General features: G+C 64.2%; 19 protein-coding genes. 14 read left to right on the top strand and 5 right to left on the bottom strand.

From position 1 onward, the window contains the following. Positions 1-2 precede the first annotated feature (2 nt). Both SM766_RS09830 and SM766_RS09825 read right to left on the bottom strand, forming a co-directional pair. Entirely contained in the window at positions 3-1,037 is a 1,035-nt protein-coding gene (locus SM766_RS09830) for an ACP S-malonyltransferase (RefSeq protein WP_368947661.1), read from the bottom strand. Next, positions 1,034-3,223 carry a dehydrogenase E1 component subunit alpha/beta gene (locus SM766_RS09825; protein ID WP_368947660.1) on the bottom strand — a complete coding sequence of 730 codons (2,190 nt, stop codon included), beginning with the start codon at positions 3,221-3,223 and terminating at the stop codon, positions 1,034-1,036. Before SM766_RS09825 ends, SM766_RS09830 begins: the two co-directional genes overlap by 4 nt. A 351-nt stretch (positions 3,224-3,574) precedes the next feature. Between SM766_RS09825 and SM766_RS09820 the strand changes: the two genes are divergently transcribed. From SM766_RS09820 to SM766_RS09795, 6 genes are all read left to right on the top strand, one after another. Further along, positions 3,575-4,591 carry an efflux RND transporter periplasmic adaptor subunit gene (locus SM766_RS09820; protein ID WP_082996059.1) on the top strand — a complete coding sequence of 339 codons (1,017 nt, stop codon included), beginning with the start codon at positions 3,575-3,577 and terminating at the stop codon, positions 4,589-4,591. Beyond that, positions 4,588-7,860, top strand: coding sequence for an efflux RND transporter permease subunit (locus SM766_RS09815; RefSeq protein ID WP_368947659.1), 3,273 nt, complete (start codon positions 4,588-4,590; stop codon positions 7,858-7,860). The genes SM766_RS09820 and SM766_RS09815 overlap by 4 nt, the downstream gene beginning before the upstream one ends. 169 nt (positions 7,861-8,029) lie before the next feature. Then, positions 8,030-9,781, top strand: a complete 1,752-nt coding sequence (gene acsA / locus SM766_RS09810; RefSeq protein ID WP_368947658.1) for an acetate--CoA ligase — start codon at positions 8,030-8,032, stop codon at positions 9,779-9,781. Next, the gene (gene pdhA / locus SM766_RS09805; RefSeq protein WP_368947657.1) at positions 9,778-11,781 is read left to right on the top strand and encodes a pyruvate dehydrogenase (acetyl-transferring) E1 component subunit alpha; all 2,004 of its coding nucleotides are present in this window, start codon (positions 9,778-9,780) and stop codon (positions 11,779-11,781) included. Before acsA ends, pdhA begins: the two co-directional genes overlap by 4 nt. Then, the gene (locus SM766_RS09800; RefSeq protein WP_368947656.1) at positions 11,778-12,941 is read left to right on the top strand and encodes a dihydrolipoamide acetyltransferase family protein; all 1,164 of its coding nucleotides are present in this window, start codon (positions 11,778-11,780) and stop codon (positions 12,939-12,941) included. Before pdhA ends, SM766_RS09800 begins: the two co-directional genes overlap by 4 nt. Next, entirely contained in the window at positions 12,938-13,183 is a 246-nt protein-coding gene (locus SM766_RS09795) for an acyl carrier protein (RefSeq protein ID WP_368947655.1), read from the top strand. The genes SM766_RS09800 and SM766_RS09795 overlap by 4 nt, the downstream gene beginning before the upstream one ends. On the opposite strand, the gene SM766_RS09790 is transcribed toward SM766_RS09795, so the two are convergent. From SM766_RS09790 to SM766_RS09780, 3 genes are all read right to left on the bottom strand, one after another. Then, entirely contained in the window at positions 13,184-13,921 is a 738-nt protein-coding gene (locus SM766_RS09790) for a TSUP family transporter (RefSeq protein ID WP_368947654.1), read from the bottom strand. Beyond that, positions 13,908-16,652, bottom strand: coding sequence for a cation-translocating P-type ATPase (locus SM766_RS09785; RefSeq protein ID WP_368947653.1), 2,745 nt, complete (start codon positions 16,650-16,652; stop codon positions 13,908-13,910). Before SM766_RS09785 ends, SM766_RS09790 begins: the two co-directional genes overlap by 14 nt. A 70-nt stretch (positions 16,653-16,722) precedes the next feature. Continuing rightward, on the bottom strand, positions 16,723-17,160 hold the full coding sequence (locus tag SM766_RS09780; protein ID WP_065271946.1) for a hypothetical protein: 438 nt from the start codon (positions 17,158-17,160) through the stop codon (positions 16,723-16,725). Positions 17,161-17,367: 207 nt separating this feature from the next. Here SM766_RS09780 and atpD point away from each other — a divergent pair, with 207 nt between their 5' ends. Genes atpD through SM766_RS09740 form a run of 8 tightly spaced genes read left to right on the top strand, consistent with a single transcriptional unit; the run spans position 17,368 to position 23,748 of the window. Beyond that, entirely contained in the window at positions 17,368-18,768 is a 1,401-nt protein-coding gene (gene atpD, locus SM766_RS09775; protein ID WP_368947652.1) for a F0F1 ATP synthase subunit beta, read from the top strand. Beyond that, entirely contained in the window at positions 18,758-19,147 is a 390-nt protein-coding gene (locus SM766_RS09770; protein WP_368947651.1) for a F0F1 ATP synthase subunit epsilon, read from the top strand. The genes atpD and SM766_RS09770 overlap by 11 nt, the downstream gene beginning before the upstream one ends. Then, the gene (locus SM766_RS09765) at positions 19,144-19,437 is read left to right on the top strand and encodes an AtpZ/AtpI family protein (RefSeq protein ID WP_347510547.1); all 294 of its coding nucleotides are present in this window, start codon (positions 19,144-19,146) and stop codon (positions 19,435-19,437) included. The genes SM766_RS09770 and SM766_RS09765 overlap by 4 nt, the downstream gene beginning before the upstream one ends. A 19-nt stretch (positions 19,438-19,456) precedes the next feature. Next, positions 19,457-20,194: a F0F1 ATP synthase subunit A gene (locus tag SM766_RS09760; protein WP_368947650.1), complete on the top strand. Its 738-nt coding sequence runs from the start codon at positions 19,457-19,459 to the stop codon at positions 20,192-20,194. 2 nt (positions 20,195-20,196) lie between these two features. After that, positions 20,197-20,487 (top strand): F0F1 ATP synthase subunit C, encoded by a 291-nt coding sequence (locus SM766_RS09755; RefSeq protein WP_065271941.1) that lies wholly within the window; start codon positions 20,197-20,199, stop codon positions 20,485-20,487. Positions 20,488-20,491: 4 nt separating this feature from the next. After that, positions 20,492-21,274, top strand: a complete 783-nt coding sequence (locus SM766_RS09750) for a F0F1 ATP synthase subunit B family protein (protein ID WP_368947649.1) — start codon at positions 20,492-20,494, stop codon at positions 21,272-21,274. Then, entirely contained in the window at positions 21,240-22,880 is a 1,641-nt protein-coding gene (locus SM766_RS09745; RefSeq protein WP_368947648.1) for a F0F1 ATP synthase subunit alpha, read from the top strand. The genes SM766_RS09750 and SM766_RS09745 overlap by 35 nt, the downstream gene beginning before the upstream one ends. Continuing rightward, the gene (locus SM766_RS09740; RefSeq protein WP_368947647.1) at positions 22,867-23,748 is read left to right on the top strand and encodes a F0F1 ATP synthase subunit gamma; all 882 of its coding nucleotides are present in this window, start codon (positions 22,867-22,869) and stop codon (positions 23,746-23,748) included. Before SM766_RS09745 ends, SM766_RS09740 begins: the two co-directional genes overlap by 14 nt.

Raw genomic sequence — 23,748 nt, 5'->3', positions numbered from 1 at the left:
CCCTAACCGGTGACAATCGCGCGCTGCGCGTCATCGCCCATCGAGATCAAGGAGGGCGCCTTGGCCTGCTGCGCCTTAAAGGCGGCCTTGCCATTCATGCCTTGCCAGCCCGTATGCACCAGCGACTGCGCCACCGCGCCGCCCAGCGTGGTGCCTGGGCCGGTGACGATGAAGAGATCCGGCGCAAACTCCAGCGCCGCATTCTGCACCGCACGGGTGAAATCATAAGGCTCCACCACCTGATGGCCGAGCGTGTAATCCCACAGCGCCTGCGTATCGGTGGCGCCGGGCCACCAGACATGACCGCGCCCGTCGATCAGCGGCACCTTGGGCTGGCTGAACATGCCTGCGGCCAGACGTTTGCGCCCCTCGGCAGCGACGGGGGCTTGAAGGGAGGTATGGAAGGCCGCGTGATTGGCCAGGCGCATGGGGAACCGCTCCTCAACCACCGGCACGGCAGCCTCAAAGGCTGACAGGCCCGCCTCGTTCCCGGCCAAGACCAGCATACCGCCCAGATCAATGGACAGTGCCAGGTCGTGAACCGCGCGAGCGTTGATCTCGGCCACGATCGCAAGCAGCTCGGCCTTGCGGGCGGGATCGTTCTGCCAGTCAGCGCCTGCGAAAGGATAGACCAGCTGCCCGCCGATCAATTGCTCCTGCATCAGCGTGCCCATGGTGTTGACCACGGTAAAGCCATCCTCGGCGCTGAGCGCCCCGGCGGCGGCCAGGGCAATGTACCAGCCCATGGAATTGCCAGTGACCGCGACAACCTCGATATCCTTCGCCAGAGACTGCGCATCTGCCAGCGAAGCAGCATAGATCAGCGGCGATGCGATATCTCCGCGGGAATATTTCGAGACCGAGAACCGGGTGGCCCCGTCCAGCGTGGTGACCTCTTCCTGTCCTGCGGCGCGGCGCTGGGCGTCAAAGCCCGCAAATAGCGCAGCCTTGTCGCCGTGGTGGCGGTGCAGGTAGCCGAGTTCGGGTTTGTTGTAGGTACCCCGCCCGGGGCAGATCAGTACGGCCTTGCGGGTCATTTTGCACCTCCGGTCAGATCAAGGGCGGCGGCCAGAATGCTATCCTTGGACGGCAGAGTGGCCGCATAGGCGGGCCCGGTCGCGATAAAGCAATCCCCCGCCGCATGGCGGGCGAGCGACGTGACGCCGTTTTCGGTGAACAGCGCCATCAACCCCTCGGACTGGCTGCCGGTGGTGCGGCATTCATCGACGATCAGCACGTGTTTACAGCCTTTGGTGGCCTCCAGCAGCGCCTCGGCCGGTAGCGGCGCCAGCCAGCGCAGATCGATGATCCGGGTCTTGATGCCTTTGGCTTCCAGTTCGGCCTTGGCCTGTGTCGAAAGATACCGCCCGTTGCCATAGGTCACGATGGCCAGATCGGTGCCATCGCCGTCGATGCCGACCTCTCCTAGTGCGATCCGCTGATCCGGGGCAGGGTAGCTCCGCATCCAGCCGCCGTCCTTGGTCTCATGCAGGTCGCGCATGGGATAAAGTGCGATAGGCTCGACAAAGACCACGACCCGCTGCTCCTCGCGGGCAAGGCGAACTGCTTCGCGCATCATCATCGCGGCCTCGGCCCCGTCCGAGGGGCAGGCGATCACGATCCCCGGGATGTCGCGCAGCACGGCCAAGGAGTTGTCGTTGTGGAAATGCCCGCCAAAGCCCTTTTGATAGCCAAGCCCGGCAATGCGCAGCACCATCGGGTTCGAGAACTGCCCGTTCGAGAAGAACGGCAGCGTCGCCGCCTCGCCGCGGATCTGATCCTCGGCGTTATGCAGATAGGCAAGGAACTGGATCTCTGGCATCGGCAGGAAGCCGTTGTGGCCCATGCCGATGGCCAGCCCAAGGATGGATTGTTCATCCAAGAGCGTATCGATCATCCGGTCCGGGCCGAACCGCTGGTGCAGCTTCTGCGTTACGCCATAGACGCCGCCCTTGCGGCCCACGTCCTCGCCCATCATGACGATTTCGCCATGCTCCAGCATCAGATCGGTCAGCGCCCAGTTGATCAGGCGGGACATCGGCTGCGGCTCGTCCATGGCGCGCATGTCGCTGCCAAAGGTCTCGGCGCGTTTTTCCGGTGGCACGCCATTGGTCGGCGCGCAGACCCGCGCGGGCGGGATCAGGCTGGCGGCCACATCGGCGCCGGTTTTCAGATGCGGGCGGGTGACGACCTCGGTCCGGATGCGGTCCACGCGGTCGCAGGTGTCGTTATAGATCTTCAACGCCTCCTGCGGCTCCAGCGCGCCTGCCTCGGCCAGAAGGCGCACGGAATGCAGCAGCGGATCGTTCGCCTCATCGGCTTCAACCTCGGCCTTTGCCAGATAGGTGGTGGGCACATCGGCGCCCGCATGGCCATAAAGACGCACGGTGCGCAGGTGCAGGAAGGCGGGTTTGCGCCGCGTCCGCACGTATTCGGCCGCTTCCAGCGCGGTGGCGTAGGCCTCGTAAAGATCCAGCCCGTCGGTCTTGAAATACTTGATGCCGGGCCGCCCTGCCATCGAGGATTCGATCCAGCCGGTCGGCGTCTTGGTGGAAATACCGATCCCGTTATCCTCGCACACGAACAGAAGCGGCAGCGGGATCGACTGCACGGAGGTCCAGCCCGCCGTGTTGATCGCGCCCTGCGCGGTAGAGTGGTTGGCCGAGGCATCGCCAAAGGAACACATGACGATGCTGTCATCGGCCAGCAGCTGGTGTTCCGGGCGATGGCGCCGGGCCGCACCCACTGAATAGGCGGCACCGACCGCCTTGGGCAGATGGCTGGCGATGGTGGAGGTCTGCGGCGGGATCATCAGTGCCTTGGAGCCCAGAACCTTGTGCCGTCCGCCCGAGGTGGGATCCTCGGAAGAACAGGCAAAGGACAGCAGCATGTCCCAGGCGATGCGCTGCCCCGGCACCTGGTCGGCGCGGGCAATCTGGAAGGCGGCGTCGCGGTAATGGAGGAAGGCCATGTCATCGGCGCGGAGGGCACGGGCGACGGCGGCCATGCCTTCGTGGCCGGAGGAGCCGATGGTATAGAACCCCTCACCGGCCTTCTGCATGGCGCGGCTGGTCAGATCCAGCGCCCGGCTCAGCACCTGGGCGCGGTAGACCGCGACGGCTGTTTCTGGGGCAAGCCCGCTGCGCGGTGAAGCTCCGGCTGGCAACTGTCCGGCTGCAACCCGGTCCAGAAAATTCTGATGCACGATCTGGGCGCGATCCATCTGATGTCCTCATGTCAGTGTCCGGTTGGGGTTATCCTCCAGATGGGGGCGGATTTCCAATGAGTATGCAAGCTCAATTCATGACGCAATGGAATGATTGGACGCATGTCAAAGGCGATTTGGAAAGGATCAAGCTTGGGTTTCAACGGGGGAACGCCCCCGGACCGGCCCCACCAGGGCGCAATTGTCGAGGTTTCCACGATCAAAAGCTTTGTTTTTCATGCAACCTTTGGGATGGTTGGTTGAGCTAGGTCAAAGCCCGATACATTTCGCCCTGCGAATGTGTCGGCCAAAGCTTTCGGTGCGGAACCAGTCATGTTGCGCGACCCCAAGCCCTGAAGAGGAACGAATATGCGCTTTTCGCCCCGAGCCTTGCCGCTCCGAATTTCATCACTGCGTGCCTTGCTGCCGGTGATCTGCCTGCTGGCCTCAAACGGGGTCCATGCGCAGGCTTTTGATGTTGAGATGACCGAGGTCTCTGACTGGCGGCCTGTATTCGGCAAGGTCGAAAGCGTGAAACGCGCCCTTGCCCGCGCCCGCCTGTCCGGCAACCTGTACGAGCTGAGCGCGGAGGAAGGCGACAGCGTCGCAAGCGGCGAGACCCTGGCGCGGATCGTCGATGAAAAGCTGGCGCTTGAGATCGCCGGGGTCGAGGCCGGCATCCGGGCGCTGGAGGCGCAGATCGCCCTTGCGCGGATCGATTTGACCCGCGCTCTGGAATTGCGCGAGCGGGGCGCTTCGCCCAAGACGGCGGTGGATCAGGCGCAGACGGCGCTGAACGTGGCCGAGGAAAATCTGGCCGCCCAGCAGGCCCAGCGGGATCTGTTGCAGGCGCGTCAGGCCGAGGGGATCGTGCTGGCGCCCGAAGCGGGGCGGATCCTCAGCGTTCCGGTGGTGGATGGCATGTTCGTCAATCCCGGCGAAACCATCGCCACCATCGCCACCGAGAATTTCGTGCTGCGCACCGAATTGCCGGAACGCCACGCCCGCTATCTGGAAACCGGTGAAACCGTGCGCATTCTGGCGCGCGGCGCGCTGACCAACACCGAGGTACAGAGCGACGGACGCGTCGCCAAGATCTATCCCGAGCTGGTGGCCGGTCAGGTCGTGGTCGATGTGGAGGCCGAGGGGCTGGGCGATTTCTTTGTCGGGGAACGGGTGCGGCTGCTGATCGCCACCGGCCAGCGCCCCGCCATCGTGGTGCCCGAAGGGTATCTGCAGCAGCGCCATGGCGTCACCTTTGCCCGGCTCGACAGCGATGCCGAAGTGGTGGTGCAGCCTGGCGTGCGTGTCGATGGCGGGATCGAGGTTCTGGCGGGGCTGAAGCCCGGCGACCGGCTGACCCCCTATGAGGCGGCGCAGCAATGAGCACGACACCCAACACCGACGCGCGCACCGATGACGGGGCCGGGGAATCGCTGGGCATTGCGGGTTCCATTTCACGCGCCTTTATCAACTCTCCGCTGACACCGCTGCTGCTGATTGCGGCTCTGATCCTGGGGTTTGTGGCCCTGCTTCTGCTGCCACGCGAGGAAGAGCCGCAGATCTCGGTGCCCATGGTGGATGTCTTCATCCAGGCCAACGGGTTGGCCGCCGATGACGCGGTGGAGCTTGTCGCCAAGCCGATCGAGGCACTTCTGCAGCGCCTGCCCGGCGTCGAACATGTCTACAGCCAGAGCTTTGACGACCGTATCATGGCCACCGCCCGGTTCGAGGTGGGCGTTCCCGAGGATGACGCAATCCTCCGCGTTCATTCCGAAATCCGAGCCAATTTCGACCAACTGCCCATCGGCATCCCGGAGCCCCTGATCATCGGGCGCGGGGTCAACGACGTCGCCATTCTGGTGCTGTCACTCGCCCCGCGCACGGATCTGCCGCGCGATGAGGCAGAGCGTTGGGACAGGGCAAATCTGGGCGAAGTCGCCTCGCAGCTGATGTCGGAACTGTCCAAGGCCGAGGATGTGGGCCGCACCTATATCGTCGGTGACAGCCGCACCGAAATCCGGGTGGAGCCGGACACGGCGGCGCTTGCCCTTTATGGTGTCACGCTGGAGCAATTGGCCGAGAAGGTGCGCAATGCCAACCGCTCCGAGCTGTTGGGCCGGGTGCGCCAGACCGGTGCCTCCCGCGATTTGCTGAGCGGGCAGAGCCTGGTTGGCCAGCCCGATCTCGGCCTTTTGCTGGTCACCACCCGTGACGGGCGCCCGGTCTACGTCAAGGACGTCGCCCGCGTCAGCATTGCGCCCGCCGATGCGGACAACCGCGCCTGGACCCTGCACCCTGGAGAGGCCACACCACGACCGGCGGTTTCGCTCGCCTTTGCCAAACGCGAAGGCGCCAATGCGGTCAACGTGGCCAAGGAGCTGCTGCAGCGGCTGGAGATTGCCGAACGCGATTTCCTGCCCGATGCGCTTGAGGTTGAGGTCACCCGCAACTACGGTGAGACGGCGCAGAAGAAATCGGACGAGCTGTTCTCGCACCTTGCGGGGGCCAGCGTGTCGATCTTCCTGATGATCGTGGTCTTCATCGGCTGGCGTGAGGGGGTGGTGACGCTGATCATCATTCCCGCCACCATCCTGATGACCTTTGCCGCCTCCTACCTGATGGGGTTCACCATCAACCGGGTGTCGCTCTTCGCGCTGATCTTCTCGATCGGGATCCTGGTCGATGACGCCATCGTGGTGGTGGAAAACATTGCCCGCCATTGGCGGCTGGATCCCAATGGCGACAAGACCAAGGTCGCCCTGCGCGGGGTAGCCGAGGTGGGCAATCCGACCATCATCGCCACGCTCACCATCGTTTTTGCCTTGCTGCCGATGCTGTTTGTCTCCGGCATGATGGGCCCCTACATGAGCCCCATTCCCACCAATGCCTCGGCGGCGATGATCCTCAGCTTTTTCGTGGCGGTGATCTTTGCACCCTGGATCATGCTGCGGCTTCAGCGGCGGAAACCGGGCGCTGTTGCGGCTCATGGGGCAGAGGATGGTCACGGCGAGGATTCCCGCATGGCCCGCATCTATCGCGCCATTGCCCGGCCCTTGCTGGCCAGCCGCAGCGGCGCGGCCATTTTCCTGATCCTCGTCTTTGTGGCCACCGGGGCCTCGGTCACCCTGTTCGGTACCCAGTCGGTGGTCGTGAAACTTCTGCCCTTTGATGACAAATCCGAAGTGCAGGTGATTGTCGACCTGCAGGAAGGCGCGACGCTGGAAGACACCGAGCGCGCCCTGTTTGCACTGTCGCAGGCGGCTGCCGAAATCCCCGAGATCGAAAGCATCCAGGCCTATGCAGGCACTGCTGCGCCGTTCAACTTCAACGGCCTCGTGCGGCATTACTTCGTGCGGCAGAACCCGGAACTGGGCGATTTACAGATCAACCTGGCCGACTCCGAAGAGCGTGACCGCCAAAGCCACGCCATCGCGCTGGACCTGCGCGCGCGGCTGGCCGAGGTGGATCTGCCCGCAGGCACATCGGTCAAGGTGGTCGAGGTGCCGCCCGGACCGCCGGTTCTGGCGACGCTGCTGGCTGAGGTCTATGGCCCCGATCCCGAAACCCGCCGCGAGGTGGCCACCGGCCTGCGCGAGATCTTTACGGACGTGGATTTCATAGTCGATGTGGACGACAGTTTCGGTCACCCGCCCGAACGGCTGCGGATCGAGATCGATCAGGCCAGCCTTGATTTTCACGGGGTGGAGCAAAGCGCGGTCTATGACACGCTGTCGCTGCTGTTCCATGGCACCACTGTTGGTTATTCCCAGCGCGGCGGCGGGGTGCGGCCTATCCCGATCAGTCTGAAGCTGAGCGAGGAGCGCCGTCAGGTCACCGAAGCGCTGCTTGCGACACCCTTGCCCGCCCGTGGTCCCGCCGGCATCGGTGAGGGCAACGTGGAACTGGGCGAGGTGGTACGCGTCTCGGTCGAGCAAGGCTCATGGCCGGTGTTCCGCAAGAACGGGCTGGATCTGGAGATGGTCACCGCCGATCTGGCGGGCCGGTTCGAAGCGCCGATTTACGGCATGATCGCGGTGCAGGAGGAGATCGACGCCCGCGATTGGCCCGAGGGGATGAAGCCCGAGGTCACCCTTTACGGTCAGCCGATGGATGAAAGCAATCCGATCCTTTTGTGGGATGGCGAGTGGGAGGTCACCTATGTCACCTTCCGCGATATGGGTGCGGCCTTTGGTGCGGCGCTCATCGGGATCTATTTCCTGATCGTTGGCCAGTTCCGCAGCTTCAAGCTACCGCTGGTGATCATGACGCCGATCCCGCTGACTCTGATCGGGATCACCCTGGGCCACTGGGCGATGGATGCGCCCTTCACGGCGACATCGATGATCGGTTTCATCAGCCTTGCCGGGATCATCGTGCGGAACTCGATCCTTTTGGTGGATTTCATCCGCCGCGAACAGGACAACGGGCGATCATTGCATGATGCGCTGCTGGCGGCGGGGGGCGTGCGGTTCCTGCCGATCTTCCTGACGGCGATCACCGCGATGTCGGGCGCGGCCTTTATCCTGGTCGATCCGATTTTCCAGGGGCTGGGGATTTCACTGCTGTTCGGGCTGGCGACCTCTACCGCGCTGACGTTGCTGGTCATCCCGGCGATCTACTGGGCGTTCCGCGGCGGTCGCGACACGGCATAGTGCATCGGCTCGGCGGGGTTTGCTCCGCCGGGCCGCTATCGCCGGGCGTTCCCAAGCGGCAGGAAAAGCGCCGCGCTTTGATCCTGATCATCTGCGCGGGCTGCTTTGCCACCTATGATTGTCAAAGACGCGCCCCGGCGTGGCGCGGCAAGCGGAGGGGAGGATCACCATGGTGACAGCGCCGATCACAAAACCGGCCAGCGTCAGGGCCGCTGCCAATATGACCGATTACGATACCCTCTGCGCCGGGTTTTCCTGGGACGACGCGCAGGCGCTGATCGATGGGCTGTCCGATGGTAGGATGAACATCGCGCATGAAGCCGTGGACCGCCACGTGGCATCCGGCCATGGGGAGCAGCTGGCGCTGCGCTGGATTTCGAAATCGGGCTCGCAGCAGGATTTTACCTACGCCGCGCTACAGACGGAAACCAACCGCTTCGCCAATATGCTGCGCAGTCAGGGACTGCAAAAGGGCGATCGGGTCTATGCCTTGCTGGGGCGGGTGCCGGAGCTATACATCGCCGCCCTTGGCACGCTGAAGGCAGGTTGCACCTTCTGTCCGCTGTTTTCGGCATTCGGTCCCGAGCCGATCCGCTCGCGGATGGAGATCGGCGGTGCCAATGCGCTGATCACCACCGCGCGGCTTTATAAGCGCAAAGTGAAAGCCCTGCGCCCGGATCTGCCGGATCTGCGGAAGGTCTTTGTCATTGATGAGGCGGCAGAGGATACCCTGCCGCTGACCGACCTGATGGCGGATGCCTCAGAGGAGTTCACCACCGAAGCCATGAATCCCGAGGACACTGCCCTTTTGCATTTTACGTCGGGCACCACGGGCAAGCCAAAGGGCGTCGTGCATGTGCATCAGGCGGTGGTCGCCCACAACTGGACCGGGCGCATCGCGCTGGATCTGCGGGCGGGCGATACCTATTGGTGCACCGCCGATCCGGGCTGGGTTACCGGCACGTCCTACGGGATCGTCGCGCCCCTGACCAACCGCGTTTCGATGATCGTGGACGAGGCCGAATTCGACGTCGCCCGCTGGTATGACATTCTGGAACGCGAGGGCGTCAACGTCTGGTACACCGCGCCAACGGCCATCCGCATGCTGATGAAGGCTGGCACTGAGGCGCTTCAGGGGCGTGATTTCCCGGACCTGCGGTTCATGGCCAGCGTCGGCGAGCCGCTGAACCCCGAGGCGGTGATCTGGGGAAACGCGGCCTTTGGTCAGCCGTTCCACGACAATTGGTGGCAAACCGAAACCGGCGGGATCATGATCGCTAATTATGCCGCGATGGATGTGAAACCCGGCTCAATGGGAAGGCCGCTGCCGGGGATCGAGGCGGGAATCGTCGAAATGGACCCGGAAGGAGACTCTCTGCGCGCCCTGAACGAGCCGCAGGCCATGGGAGAACTAGCCCTGCGTCCCCGCTGGCCATCGATGATGCGTGGCTACCTGCATGAACAGGCGCGCTATGACAAATGCTTCCGCGATGGCTGGTACCTGACCGGGGACCTCGCGATGCGCGATGCGGACGGGTATTTCTGGTTCGTGGGCCGCGCCGATGACCTGATCAAAAGCGCCGGGCATCTGATCGGCCCATTTGAGGTCGAAAGCGCTCTGATGGAGCACGAGGCCGTTGCCGAGGTCGGCGTCATCGGCATTCCCGATGAAACCGCGGGTGAGCTGGTGAAGGCCTATGTGGCGCTGAAACCGGGGTATGAGCCGGATGAGGATCTGCGGCTTGATCTGCTGGGGCACGCCCGCAAACGGCTGGGGCCTGCGGTCGCCCCGAAAGAGATCGCCTTTCGCAAGAACCTACCCAAGACCCGCAGCGGCAAGATCATGCGCCGCCTTCTGAAGGCGCGCGAACTGGGCCTGCCTGAAGGCGATATCTCAACCCTGGAAAGCGACGAGACATGAGCATCGACCATGTGAAACCCCGCCTAGACCACGCCCATGTCCGCGAGCTGCTGAAGGCGATGATCCGCATCCGCCATTTCGAGGACAAATGCGCCGAACTCTACTCCCGCGAAAAAATCCGTGGGTTCCTGCATCTCTATGATGGGGAGGAAGCGGTTGCGGCGGGCATCATCCCGTTGCTCAGCCCGCAGGACCGGGTGGTCGCCACCTACCGCGAACACGGTCATGCGCTGATGCGCGGGGTGCCCATGGGCCGCGTCCTGGCGGAAATGTACGGCAAGGCTGAAGGCTGCGCCGGGGGGCGGGGCGGTTCGATGCACATGTTCAGCCGCGATCACAATTTCTACGGCGGCAATGCCATCGTCGGCGGTGGCTTGCCTCTGGGCGCTGGCCTTGCGCTGGCCGACCGGATGCAAGGGGCCGAGGCCGTCACCGCCTGTTTCTTTGGCGAGGGCGCGGTGGCCGAAGGGGAGTTCCACGAAAGCCTGAACCTTGCCGCGCTCTGGAATCTGCCGGTTTTGTTCGTTTGTGAAAACAACGGCTATGCCATGGGCACGGCGCTGGACCGCTCGGAATCGCAGACCGACATTCACGGCAAGGCGGCCAGCTATGGCATCGACAGCCACGTGGTCGACGGCATGGATATCGTCGCCGTTGAAGGCGCTGCGCGGAAGGCTCTGAAGGCCATCGCTGACACCGGCAAGCCGCAATTTCTGGAATGCCGCACTTACCGTTTCCGCGCGCATTCCATGTTCGATGCCCAGCTTTACCGCCCCAAGGAGGAGGTCGCCGACTGGCGCGCCAAGGGGCCAATCGTCCGGTTCCAGACCTGGGCCGAGGAAAATCATCTGCTGCGCGCGGGCGAAGTGGATGACATCACCGCGGAGGTTGACGCCGAGATTGCCGAGGCCGTCGCCTTTGCCGAAAGTGGCACAGAGGAGCCGGTGGCGGACCTCGCCAAATATGTAATGTCGCCTGATCGGCCCGCGCCGCCCGAGGTCGCGCCGCCCGGAAAACCTGTCACCACCACCTACCGCGCCGCAGTGCGCGCGAGCATCATCGATGCCATGACCCGCGATCCCCGTGTCTTCCTGATGGGAGAGGACGTTGGCCGTTACGGTGGCTGCTATGCGGTCTCCAAGGGGCTGCTCGATCAGTTCGGTGAGGACCGCATCCGCGATACACCGCTGTCGGAATCCGGGTTCACCGGTGCCGGGATTGGCGCTGCCATTGCCGGGATGCGGCCCATTGTCGAGGTGATGACGGTCAACTTCTCGCTGCTGGCGCTGGACCAGATCCTCAACACCGCCGCCACCTTCCGCCATATGTCGAACAACCAGTTCGGGGTGCCGGTGGTGATCCGCATGGCCACCGGCGCGGGGCGGCAGCTGGCGGCGCAGCATTCGCATTCACTCGAAGGCTGGTACGCCCATATCCCCGGCCTGCGGGTGCTGGCGCCTGCAACTTTGGAGGACGCGCGTGGCATGCTCTGGACCGCGCTTGAGGATCCTGACCCGGTGCTGATCTTTGAAAACGTCATGCTTTATAACCGCGAGGGGGAGCTGGCCGAAAACGCTGGTTCCGTGGATATCGACCGCGCCGTGGTCCGGCGGGCGGGCACGGATATTTCGCTGATCACCTATGGCGGATCCCTGTTCAAGACGCTGGAGGCGGCCGAGGCGCTGGCGCAGGAAGGCATCGACGCGGAGGTGATCGACCTGCGCTCGCTGCGGCCCCTGGACCGGGAGACGATCCTGTCCTCGGTGCGCAAGACCCGCCGCGCTGTGATGGTGGATGAGGGTTGGAAGAGCGGGAGCCTGGCCGCTGAGATTGGCATGATCCTGGCGGGAGAGGCCTTTTGGGATCTGGACGCCCCCTTGGCCCGGGTGTGTAGCGCCGAGGTGCCGATCCCCTATGCGGGGCATCTGGAACAGGCGGCGATCCCGCAGGTGGCGGAGATCCTCGCCACCGCCCGCCGGGTGATGGGGGCGACCCCATGAGCGATTTCCTCATGCCCTCGCTTGGGGCGGATATGGAGGCGGGCACCCTGATGGAACAGGTGGTGGCCGTGGGCCAACCCGTCACGCACGGCGATATCATCGCCGTGGTGGAAACCCAGAAAGGCGCCATTGAGATAGAGTGCTACGAGACCGGAACGGTGACGGAATGGCTGGTCGGCATCGGGGAGAGCGTGCCCGTAGGAACGCCGCTGGCACGGATCGATACCGGGGAGGCAGCAGATGGGCAGACTGTAGAACCTGCGCCTGTGCCAGAGCCTGAAAAGCCCAAACCCCGGGCGGTCGCAGAGCCTCCGCAACCGGCACCATCTGTTCCCACCGGTACACGCATTGTCGCTTCTCCAGCGGCACGACGCTTGGCGGCCGAAAAGGGTGTGGACCTCAGTGCACTCTCGGTGCCATCCGGCCAGCCGATCCGCCACGCAGATGTCGCCGCCCATATCACGGCAGGCGGCAAGACTGCGCCGCAGGACACCGGCCTCAGCGCCATGCGGCAGGCGATTGCCGCCGCGATGTCGCGCTCCAAACGGGAAATTCCGCATTTCTACCTCACCCATCAGGTGGATCTGACCACGCTTGATGACTTCATCACTGAGATGAACGAAACCCGCGCGCCCGAGGACCGTGTGCTACCGCCGGTGTTCTACCTGTGCGCCATGGCGCGGGCGCTGAAGAAATACCCCGAGTTCAATGGCCATTTCGAAGGTGGCACCTTCACCCCAGCCAAGGAGGCCCATATAGGTCTTGCCATCGCCCTGCGCGGTGGCGGGCTGGTGGCGCCTGCGCTGTTCGATGTGGCCGCGCAGGAGCGCGACGGGCTTATGGCGCAGATGCGCGATCTGATCGGGCGGGTGCGCGCGGGCCGCTTCAAGGCGCGCGAATTGTCGGATGCCACCATCACCCTTACCAGTCTGGGTGACCGCGGCATCGACGGGCTGTTTGGGGTGATCTACCCACCACAGGTGGCCATCGTCGGCATCGGTACGCCCGCGCTGCGCCCCTGGGTGGTGGACGGCAAGGTGGTGCCGCGCCAGATCGCAACCCTGACACTGGCCGCAGACCACCGCGTCAGCGATGGCCATCGCGGCGCGCTGTTCCTGCGCGCCATCGACCGATTTCTACAGGAGCCCGAAACCCTATGACCCGCACCGAGATAGAACAGGCCCTTGGCGAAGAGCTGGCCCGGATTGCGCCGGATATCCCGCTGGACGACATCGACAGCAGCGCCGATCTGCGGGATGAGTTCGACATCGATTCAATCGATTTCCTGAACCTCGTCACCGCGCTGGGCAAACGGTTCGCTCTGGAGATGCCCGAAGCGGATTATCCCCAGATGGACAGCTTCGATCATCTGGTGGAGTATCTCTCCGCCAGGGGGTCCTGACTAAAGCAGCGCCCGGCCCAAGCCGATAAGACACAGCGCCAGAAGCAGCCACAGCACGATGCGGCGAAAACGCCTGTCGTGGCTTCCATAGCGGGCAAAACAGATTGAGCCCAGCCACAGGCCGATGAACAGCAGGGGCAGGGCGGCTGCGATATGCCAAAGGATCTGCCCGCTGTAATGACCGGATACCGTCAGAAGCGCGCCAGCCCAGAGATCAGTGAAGAAGAAATAGGCGATCATTGTCGCCCGCATGGCCCGTGAACTGATCGCGGTTGTGGTGAAGAACAGGCCCAGCACCAGCCCGCTCATTGCAGTGGCGCCATTGACCACACCGGCAATGAAGCCGGCGAGGGACAGAACCATGGCGGTTGGAACTGTGGGCCGGATGGGCCGCAGCAGCAGCGTCAGAACCGCGCCGATGATCAAGACGTGCACGCCGATCCGCATCGCCTGATCCGGTACATGGTCCAGCAGTGCCACCCCGATCGGATTGCCGATCAACCCGGCCAGCAGCAGATAGACAAGGGCGCGGCGCTCCACATCCCTCAGCACGCTGCGTGATTGTCCCAGCGATGCGATGATCTCAAGCGCGATGGACATCGGCGCGATCTGGCTGGCAGGCAGCCAGAAGATCAGCCCTGCCATCAGGACAGTCGAAAAACCGAACCCCGAATAACCACGCAGAAAGGCCGCTGTGAAAACCACGGATCCGGCCAGAAGCAGATCAACCGCGTTCAACGTCGCGCCCCCGAAGGCTGGCCCGGCCTGACGGCTGCGTTCCTTGCTCGCGGTCATGTTCCGGTGTGAGGTTGAACAAAAGCAGGATTTGCCCGGCAATCAACGGCACCAGGCTGAGCGCTGCAGCCAGACCCAATCCCGGCAGGCCGGGGTCGGGAAGATCCAGCAGCGCCGACAGCGACGGCAGCCACAACGCCAGTGCCAACAGACCAGCACACAGGGCCAGCGCTGCCCAAATGTATGGGTTCCCCGTCACGTCGTTGACCAGTTGCCGCCCGCTGTCTCCCCGCACATTGAAGACATTCCACAGCTGCGCCAGGGCCAGTGTCACGAAGGCCACCGTGATCGCCTGCCCGGTCTCAAGCCGTAGCCAGTAGAGCGCCAGAGCAAACCCCGACAGTGTCGCGCCGGTGATCAGCAGGCTGAGAACACCGATCAACGCCCATTCCGGCCGTCCGGCGATGGGTTCTTTTGGATCACGGGGCGGCCGGGACATGATCGCTCTGTCTCCTTTGCCCAGCCCCAGTGCAAAGGCCGGGAATACATCGGTCACGAGGTTCAGGAACAGGATCTGCAAGGGCAGAAGCGGTGCGGGCAGACCGGCGCCGACGGCGATGCCGACAACCAGCACCTCGCTGACGTTGCAGGACATCAGGTAGACGACGAATTTGCGGATATTGTCAAAGATCACCCGCCCCTGCCACATGGCCTCAATCAGGGTGCCGAAGGCATCGTCTTTCAGCACCACATCGGCCGCCTCGCGCGCGACCTGTGTACCGCGTTTACCCATGGCGATGCCGATGTCCGATTTCTTCAGCGCCGGGGCATCGTTGACGCCATCGCCGGTCATGGCAACCACATGCCCGGCCTGCTGGAACAGGCGCACAAGCGTCAGTTTCGTTTCCGGCGCCACACGGGCAAAGACATCTGCCGCCAGCACCCTGTCACGCAAGGCGAAATCCGCTGTATCAGGGTCGAAATCCCGCAGGTCATCGCCTTCGATCACCGTGAGGTCGCCCAGAGTTAAGCCGGCGTCCCGCGCAATTGTTGCCGCGGTGTCTGCATGATCGCCGGTGATCATCGCGACCCGCACCCCGGCCGCTAGGCTGGCGCGGATCGCATCGGGCACATCAGCGCGCAGCGGGTCAAGGAAACACACCAACCCCACCAGCGTCAGGCCCTGATAGGGATTTTCGTCGGGTATTTCGGAGTGTTTGATTGCCAGCGCCAGCAGCCGCAACCCCTCGCGCGCGGCGGCGCTTTGCCGGGCTGCCCATTCCTGCCGCGCTGGGCCATCCAGCGGCGCCGGACCATCCGGCAGCAAGTGAGTGTCGCAGGCTTCGATCACCGCTTCGGGCGCGCCTTTGATGGCGTAGATGAACCCGCCCCGGTCCCCGTCCGCGGCGCGGTTGACGCTGGCCATCATCTTATGCTCGGGGTCAAAGGCGTGTTCGGCCACCTGGGGAAAATCCCGCTCAAGCTTCGCGCGGGTCATCGCGGCTGCTTGGGCGGCGTGCAGCAGTGCGACCTCCATTGGCTCACCGCTGGCGCTGTCTCCGGTGGCCGGATTGCCGGTTTCGGCATTGTTGCACAGCACCCCGATCCGCAGCGCCAGATCGAAGCGGTCGTCAGCCGGTGCGGCGGCATTTTTCGCGGGCCGGACCTCGGCGCCTTCGAACAGGTAGCGCACCGCCGCCATTTTGTTCTCTGTCAGTGTGCCGGTCTTATCAGTGAGGATCAGCGTCGTTGCCCCCAGAGTTTCTACCGAGGACAACCGGGTGATCAACGCATTGTGCGCCGCCATGCGCCACATGCCGCGCGCCAGACAGAGGGTGGCGACGATCGGCAGGCCTTCGGGCACCGCCGCCACCGCCAGCGCCGTGCCGGTGCGGATCATGTCGATCAGCGCGTGACCACGCAGAACGCCCGCTGCGATCATCAACGCGGCCAGAGCCAGCGTCAGCCAGACCAGCCGGTGGCCGAGCCTGTCCAGCCGCCGCTCCAGTGGCGATATCTCGGCCTCGGCGGTTTCTGTCAGGGCACTGATCTGGCCGATTTCGGTTGTCATCCCGGTGGCCACGACGATGGCCTCTCCGGCGCCGCGGGTGATCGCGGTCCCCTTGAACACCATGTTGTGACGGTCCGGGATCCCGGCCTCCGGGGCGACCGGGTCGATACTCTTGGAAACGGGCAGGGATTCCCCAGTCAGGATCGATTCATCGCTTTGCAGGTTCGAGGCCTGAAGCAGACGGAGATCGGCGGTGACGATGTCTCCGGCATCGAGGATCACGATATCTCCCGGAACCAGTGCGCGGGCATCGATCCGGCGCACTCTGCCGTCGCGGCGCACCAGCGTCCTGACTTCGGCAATGCGCAGCAATGCCTCCATCGAGCGGACCGCGCGCAATTCGGTGAAAAACCCGATGGCGCCGTTGAACAGGATCACCACCAGGATCGCCAGACCTTCTGGAATGTCACCGAAAGCAAAGGACAGCCCGGCTGCCATGGCCAGCAGCCAGATGATGATGCTGCGGAACTGATGCACCAGAAGCAGCAGCGCGCTTTGCGGCTTTTGTGCCCGCAGCTGGTTTCTGCCGTGGCGGGCGCGGCGGGCGGCAACTTCGGCGGCGTTCAGGCCGCGGGTCGGATTGCAGGCCAGCGCCGCAGCGACATCCGCTGCAGGCAGGGCGAAAGGCAAGGCGTCTGGTGCTGTGCCCGTCACCGGTGCCATATCACTCTCCGTCACGCGGTGCGGGACAACCTGGAAACTGCCCATCCGGAAATGTCAGGTGGCGGCCGGGTCACACCGGAATTGCGTGGCCGTGCTCTGCATCCTCCACCGCAGCGGAGACCGAATCCAGCGTTTCCTTGTTGGCGCTGACTTCACCGGCGGTGACATACTCTGCACTGCGGGTGCAGAAATCGACCCATTCCTGGACGTCTTCGGCCACCCGCTCGGCGGATTGCATCTGCCAGTCGTGCAGCACCTTGGCCGCCGCACCCGGATCGACCGGAGCAGTGCCGAACAGCTCTGCCGTGGCCTGCAATGCGGTGCGGGCCGCCGTGTGGCGGCGGTCGAACCAGTGTTTTGAAAATTGTTCGGCCTCTTGCAGGATCTTTTCCTGGACTTCCCAGAATTGATGCGCCTGCGGGCCCAGCAGAGGATTGGCGGAAAACAGAGCCTGCGCCGCCTGATCAAAGCCGCCGGAGGTTTTCGATTCAGATTGAGTTTTGGCCATGGGACACCTTTGGTTGTGCGTCATAAGACAAACACCGGGTGCAGCGGATCCGCTCCGCCCGGGTGCGGAAATCATAGGCAGAATAGTCTGATTCCCGTGTCATTGAATTGACTCCAATCAAGGTGAATGCGCCGATGGGTCATAATATCAGCACCAAACGCCTGTTTCTGATAGGCTTGCAGCACAGGTGCAACAAAAGGATCCGACGTGTCCGACAGCGCATCCATTGGCCATATCACTGCCATTGAGGGCAGCATCGCCGATGTCCGGTTCGCAGCAGAGCTGCCTGCAATCGGCACTCGTCTGGTCACCCTGTCCGATCCCGCGATCACCATCGAGGTCGCCAGCCTGCCGGGGCGGGAGACCGCGCGCGGGCTGATCCTGAACCCCAACACGGAGCTGCGCCTTGGCATGCCGGTGCGCAACACCGGTCTGCCGCTCTCGGTGCCGGTGGGGCCTGCCCTGCTTGGACGCATGGTCAACCTGTTCGGCGATCCCATTGACGGACGCCCGCTGCCCGGTGACATGCCGCGCCGATCGATCCATGGCACGCCGGTGCCGCTGTCCCGGCGCCGGGCCGAGGGTGAGTTGTTTGAGACGGGGATCAAGGCGATTGACCTGCTCAGCCCGCTGGAACGCGGCGGCAAGGCGGGGCTGTTCGGCGGTGCAGGCGTTGGCAAGACCGTTCTGATCACCGAGATGATCCACAATATGGTCGCCGAATACGAGGGCATCAGCCTGTTCTGTGGCATCGGGGAACGCTGCCGCGAAGCCGAGGAATTGCATCGCGACATGGAGGAGGCCGGGGTGCTGGACCGCACCGTCATGGTCTTTGGCCAGATGAACGAAACCCCCGGCGTGCGGTTCCGCGTCGGCCATGCGGCCCTGACCATTGCCGAGTATTTCCGCGACGATCTGAACCGCGATGTTCTGGTGCTGATCGACAATATTTACCGTTTCGTGCAGGCCGGCTCCGAGGTTTCGGGCCTTCTGGGGCGGATCCCGTCGCGGGTGGGTTATCAGCCGACGCTGGGCACCGAGCTGGCTGATCTGGAAGAGCGGATCTGCTCCACCAGCCGGGGCAGCATGACCTCGATTCAGGCGGTCTACGTGCCGGCCGATGATTTCACCGACCCGGCGGCGACGCATACGTTTTCGCACCTGTCAGCCTCGATCACCCTGTCGCGCAAGAAGGCCTCCGAAGGGCTGTATCCCGCCATCGACCCGCTGAAATCCTTTTCCCGGATGCTGACGCCGGGGGTTGTCAGCACCCGCCACTACATGATCGCCAGCGCGGTGCGCAACACGCTGGCCGAGTACGAGGATCTCAAGGATATCATCGCGATGCTGGGGCTGGAGGAGCTTTCGGAAACGGACCGCGCCACCGTGCGCCGCGCCCGGCAGATCGAACGGTTTCTGACACAGCCATTCTTTTCCACCGAAAAGATGACCGGCATACCGGGGCGTTTCGTGCCGCTGAGCGACACGCTGACCTCCTGTGAGCGCATCCTGAACGATGAATTCCGCGACCATCCCGAAAGCGCCTTTTACATGATCGGAACCGTGGCGGATCTGAAGCCGAAAGAAGGGGCGGGACATGCAGCTTAAGATCCTCCTTCCTGACCGGCTGTGCCTCGACCTGGAGGTCGTGCGTATCGTGGCCGAAGGCCCGGATGGCGCATTCGGGATGCTGCCGCACCATATCGATTATGTCTCACAGCTGGCCCCGGGTATCCTGACCTACGAGGAGACGGGCGGCCAGGTGCGCTATGCTGGGATCCATTCCGGAACACTGGTGAAGGTCGGGGATGAGGTGCTGGTCTCCACCTCCGGCGCGGTGCTGGGCGATGATCTGCAGACGGTGCAACAGCGGGCGCAGGCCGATTTCCGCGCCGCCGAGCAAAACGAACGTGCCGCCCGCGCAGCCTTGGCTCGGCTGGAGGCACAGATCGTGCGCCGGTTCCTGGAACTGGAGCAGGCGCTATGAACGGCGAACGGCCCGACGCAGAGGAGGCGGAAGAGATCGTCCGCAAGGCCCGTCGGAAACAGGCGGCACAAAAACACCCGCAGCGCAGCGCGCTTTATGGGCTGGGGATGTTCGGTCTTGTCGGCTGGTCAGTTGCGGTGCCGGTGGTTCTGGGCGTCGCGCTGGGCGTCTGGATCGATGGACGCGTCCAGTCGCACCGGTCCTGGACGCTGATCCTGCTTTTGGCTGGTGCGGCGCTGGGTTGTCTCAACGCCTGGTACTGGGTGCAGCGCGAAGGGGGTGATGAATGACACAGGCGGAGACACCGTGATGCAGATCAGTCCCGATCAATGGATATTGGCCGAATGGCACGGGTTACAGCTGACCGCCACCGTGGCGTTCACTTGGCTGGTGATGGCGCTGCTGGCCGCCGGGTCCTGGCTGGTCACCTCGCGCCTGTCGACGGGCGATAAGGTCTCCCGCTGGCAGGTCATGCTGGAGGTCATCGTTACCGCCATCCGCGACCAAATTTCCGAGATTAGCGGCGGTGACGGCGCGCGCTATCTGCCCTTTATCGGAACCCTGTTCCTGTTCATCGCTGCCGCCAACCTGCTGTCGGTGGTGCCCGGCTATGTGCCGCCTACCGGCTCCCTCTCCACCACTGCGGCGCTGGCCATCGCGGTGCTGGTGGCAGTGCCCGCCTTTTCCATCGCTCGGCAGGGGATCGGCGGTTACCTGAAGACCTATGTGCGGCCCAGCCCCATCATGCTGCCCTTCAATCTGGTGTCAGAGGCATCGCGGACCGTTGCCCTGGCCGTGCGCCTATACGGCAATGTCATGAGCGGCACGATCATCGTCGGCATCCTGATCAGCGTGGCGCCGTTCTTCTTCCCGGTGGTCATGCAGGTTCTGGGCCTGCTGACCGGCCTGATCCAGGCTTATATCTTTGCCGTTCTGGCGATGGTCTACATCGCCTCGGGCGCCCGCAGCAGCCGATCGCCGTCGTCTGATGCCGACGCCTTCCCTGCCAACCAAACCGGTCACAGCCAAACACGAAAGGAACCCTGATCATGGACGCTTCCGTCTGGATCGCCATCGCCTCGATTGTCACGGCGGGGCTGACCATCACCATCGGTGCCATCGCCCCCGCGCTGGCCGAAGGCCGGGCCGCGGCGCAGGCGCTGCAGTCCCTTGCACAGCAGCCGGACGCCGCCCCGACGATCACCCGCACCCTGTTCGTCAGTCTTGCGATGATCGAATCCACCGCGATCTACTGTTTCGTGGTGGCGATGATTCTGCTGTTTGCCAACCCATTCGTGGACATCGCTGCCCTGACTGCGGCGCTCCCGGGCGGAGGATGATCCGGTGCAGATCGACTGGCTGACCGTCGCGGCGCAACTGGTGAACTTCCTCGTTCTGATCTGGTTGTTGAAACGCTTTCTCTACGGGCCTGTGACCAAGGCAATGGCCGAGCGGGAACAACGGATCGCCGAGCGGCTTGGCGATGCGCGCCGCGTGCGTGAAGAGGCTGTCACCGAAGCCGAAGCGCTGCGGGCCGAGCGGCAGGCGCTGGACAGCCATAGGGAGGCCGAGATGGCAAAGGCCCGCGCCGCAGCCGAGGCGTTGCGCCAAGAGCTGGAGGCCGATCTGCGCGAAGACATGGAGCAGAAACGTGTGGCCTGGCTGGACCATTTGCAGGAGGACCGCACTGAAATCGTGCTGGAGATGCAAAAGCGCACAGCCGCCCACGTGGGGCAGGCGCTGCGCCGTGTTCTGGCGGATTTCGCCGGGGCCGATCTGGCGGAGCAGATGGCGGCAGAGTTCGCCCGGCAATTGTCCTCGCTCGACCTTGAGGAGCGCAGGCGGCTGGAACGGGCAGCGGAAGGCATGCCGGGGGCGGCGCTGGTGGAATGCAGCATGGAGCTGCCAAGCGCGGCGCGGCGTCACCTGACCCGCGCCATCCACGACGAAATCGCAGAGGGTATCAAGGTGGATTATGCCACCGCCGGGGATGTTGCCTTTGGCATCCGTCTGACGCTGGGCCATCAGGTGCTGGACTGGTCGGCAGGGCGCTATCTGGACCGGCTGGGCCTGCTGATCGAAGAAAGCCTGGATGCCGTGGCAAGCGAGGCTGCCGATGCCGCATGACGGGCAGAACGGCGGGCGCAATGACAAGCGCACAGACGGGCAGGGCATGGCGGGCCGGATTGCCGCAGGGCTGGTCGACCGGATGGACCGGATCCTTGCCGAAACCGCCCCAGTGGCCGAAATCACCGATGTTGCCCGGGTGCTGTCTGTTGGCAATGGCATTGCGCGGATCACCGGGTTTCCCGACCTCAGGGCGGATGAGCTGGTGGTCTTTGCCGGTGGGCAGACCGGTATCGCATCCAGCTTGGCCACCGACCGTATCGGGGTAATTGTACTGGGTGACAGCGTCGGCATCCGCCCCGGTGACAAGGTGCACCGCACACGCCGCGTCGTTGACACACCGGTTGGTGCCGCGCTGCTGGGGCGGGTTGTCGATGCGATGGGGCAGCCCATTGATGGTGCTGGACCGCTGCAGTGCCGCGACCGCGCCCCCATCGAACGTGCGGCCCCGCCCATCATGCACCGCGCCCCGGTCAGCGTACCGCTGCAGACCGGGATCAAGGCGATCGATGCCGCCGTGCCCATCGGGCGTGGTCAGCGCGAGTTGATCGTCGGTGATCGGCAATCCGGCAAGACGGCCATCGCCGTCGATACCATCCTGAACCAGCGCGACACCGGGGTGATCTCGATCTATTGCGCCATCGGGCAGCGGGCCTCGGCGGTGGCGCGGGTGATCGATAGCCTGCGCAAGGGCGGCGCACTGGAGCGGACCATCGTCGTGGTGGCCGGCGGAGAGGACGCGCCGGGGTTGCAGTTCATCGCGCCTTATGCGGCCACTGCCATGGCTGAACATTTCATGGACGAAGGGCGTGATGTGCTGATCGTCTATGACGATCTGACCCGCCATGCCCGCGCCTATCGCGAGCTGTCGCTTCTGTTGCGCCGCCCGCCCGGCCGCGAGGCCTATCCCGGTGACATTTTCTATATTCATTCGCGACTGCTGGAACGCGCCACCCCGCTGCGCGAAGAACACGGTGGCGGTTCGCTGACTGCTCTGCCGGTGATCGAAACCCAGGCGCAGAATATTTCCGCCTTTATCCCCACCAACCTTATTTCCATCACGGACGGGCAGATCTACCTGTCGCCCTCGCTGTTCGAAAAGGGCAGGCTGCCGGCCATCGACATCGGCACCTCGGTCAGCCGCGTTGGCGGCAAGGCGCAATTGCCTGCCTTTCGCGCTGTGGCGGGGGATCTGAGGCTCTATTACGCGCAATTCGAAGAGCTGGAGACCTTTGCCCGCTTTGGCACCCAGATCGATGCCGAGACACGGCAGCGGCTGGACCGGGGGCTGCGGGTGCGGGAAATCCTGAAGCAGCGTGAACATCACCTGCTTGAGGTGGCGGACCAGATCGCGGCGCTTCTGGCCGCGACCGAAGGGTTGTTCGATGCCATTCCCGCCGACAGGGTCAGCGATGCGGGACTGCATGCGGCTCGGGCCGCCCGCCGGACCTGTCCCGAGATCTGCGATGCCATCGAGGGCGGCGCGCCGCTGGACCCGGCGCAGCGGGCGGCCCTGATCACGGCGATGCAGGCGGCGCTGACCGGGTTCTATCCCGATGATCCGCATTCGCCGCGGCGCGAAGGAGTGGGTGATGCAGACGCTTGAGGCGCTTTCGGCGCGGATGCACACCACCGCCGAGATCCATTCCATCGTACGCACCATGAAAAGTCTCTCTTCGGTCAGTATCCGCCAGTACGAACGCGCCGCTGCGGCGATGCTGGAGTATGAACGCACGGTGGATCTTGGGTTGCGGGCTGTGCTGCGTGATCAGTCTCTGCAGACGCAGGCGGGGTCACCCGCAGAGGTGGCGCCGGGATCGGCGCTGATCGTCATCGGCTCTGACCGGGGGCTGTGCGGGCGGTTCAACGACCGGATTGGCGGTCGCGCGGTCGCGCGGCTCTTGGAGGAGAGCGATTGCCGCCTCTGCGTGCTGGGCCAGCGGGTGGCGGCGCATATGGAGGCAGAAGGGCATATGCCCGATGCGCTGTTTGCGCTGCCCGGATCGGCCGCCGGTCTGACGGCCACGGTGCATGCGGTTGCGGTGGAAATCGACCGTTGGACCGAAGCGGGCGTCGGGACAGTCTCGCTTTTGTTCAACCGCCGCGCCGGGGCTTCATTGGCGGTGCCGACCGAGTGGCCGCTGCTGCCGGTGCCGCGCGGGGATCTCGATGCGCTGGCACGCAAACCCTGGCCAGCGCGCAGCCTGCCGACCTACCGCATGGCGCCGACCAAGCTGTTCTCCTGGCTGATCGGGCAGCGGATCTTTGTGCAGATCTATCGCGCGCTTGCCGAATCCCTGGCCAGCGAACACGCCGCGCGTCTGGCTGCCATGCGCCGGGCGGAGGGCAATATCAGCGACCACCGCGAAGAGCTGATGGATGCCTATCGCCAGAAACGGCAGGAGGAAATCACCCGCGAGCTGCTGGATATCATTTCAGGCTTCGAGGCGGTGGATCAGGGTGATCCAGCCTGA

Source organism: Pseudophaeobacter sp. A-200-2, assembly GCF_041008815.1.
Taxonomy (GTDB): Bacteria; Pseudomonadota; Alphaproteobacteria; order Rhodobacterales; family Rhodobacteraceae; genus Phycobacter; species Phycobacter gallaeciensis_A.
The sequence above is the reverse complement of the archived record's forward strand: the minus strand, read 5'-3'. Positions and strand labels throughout refer to the sequence as shown.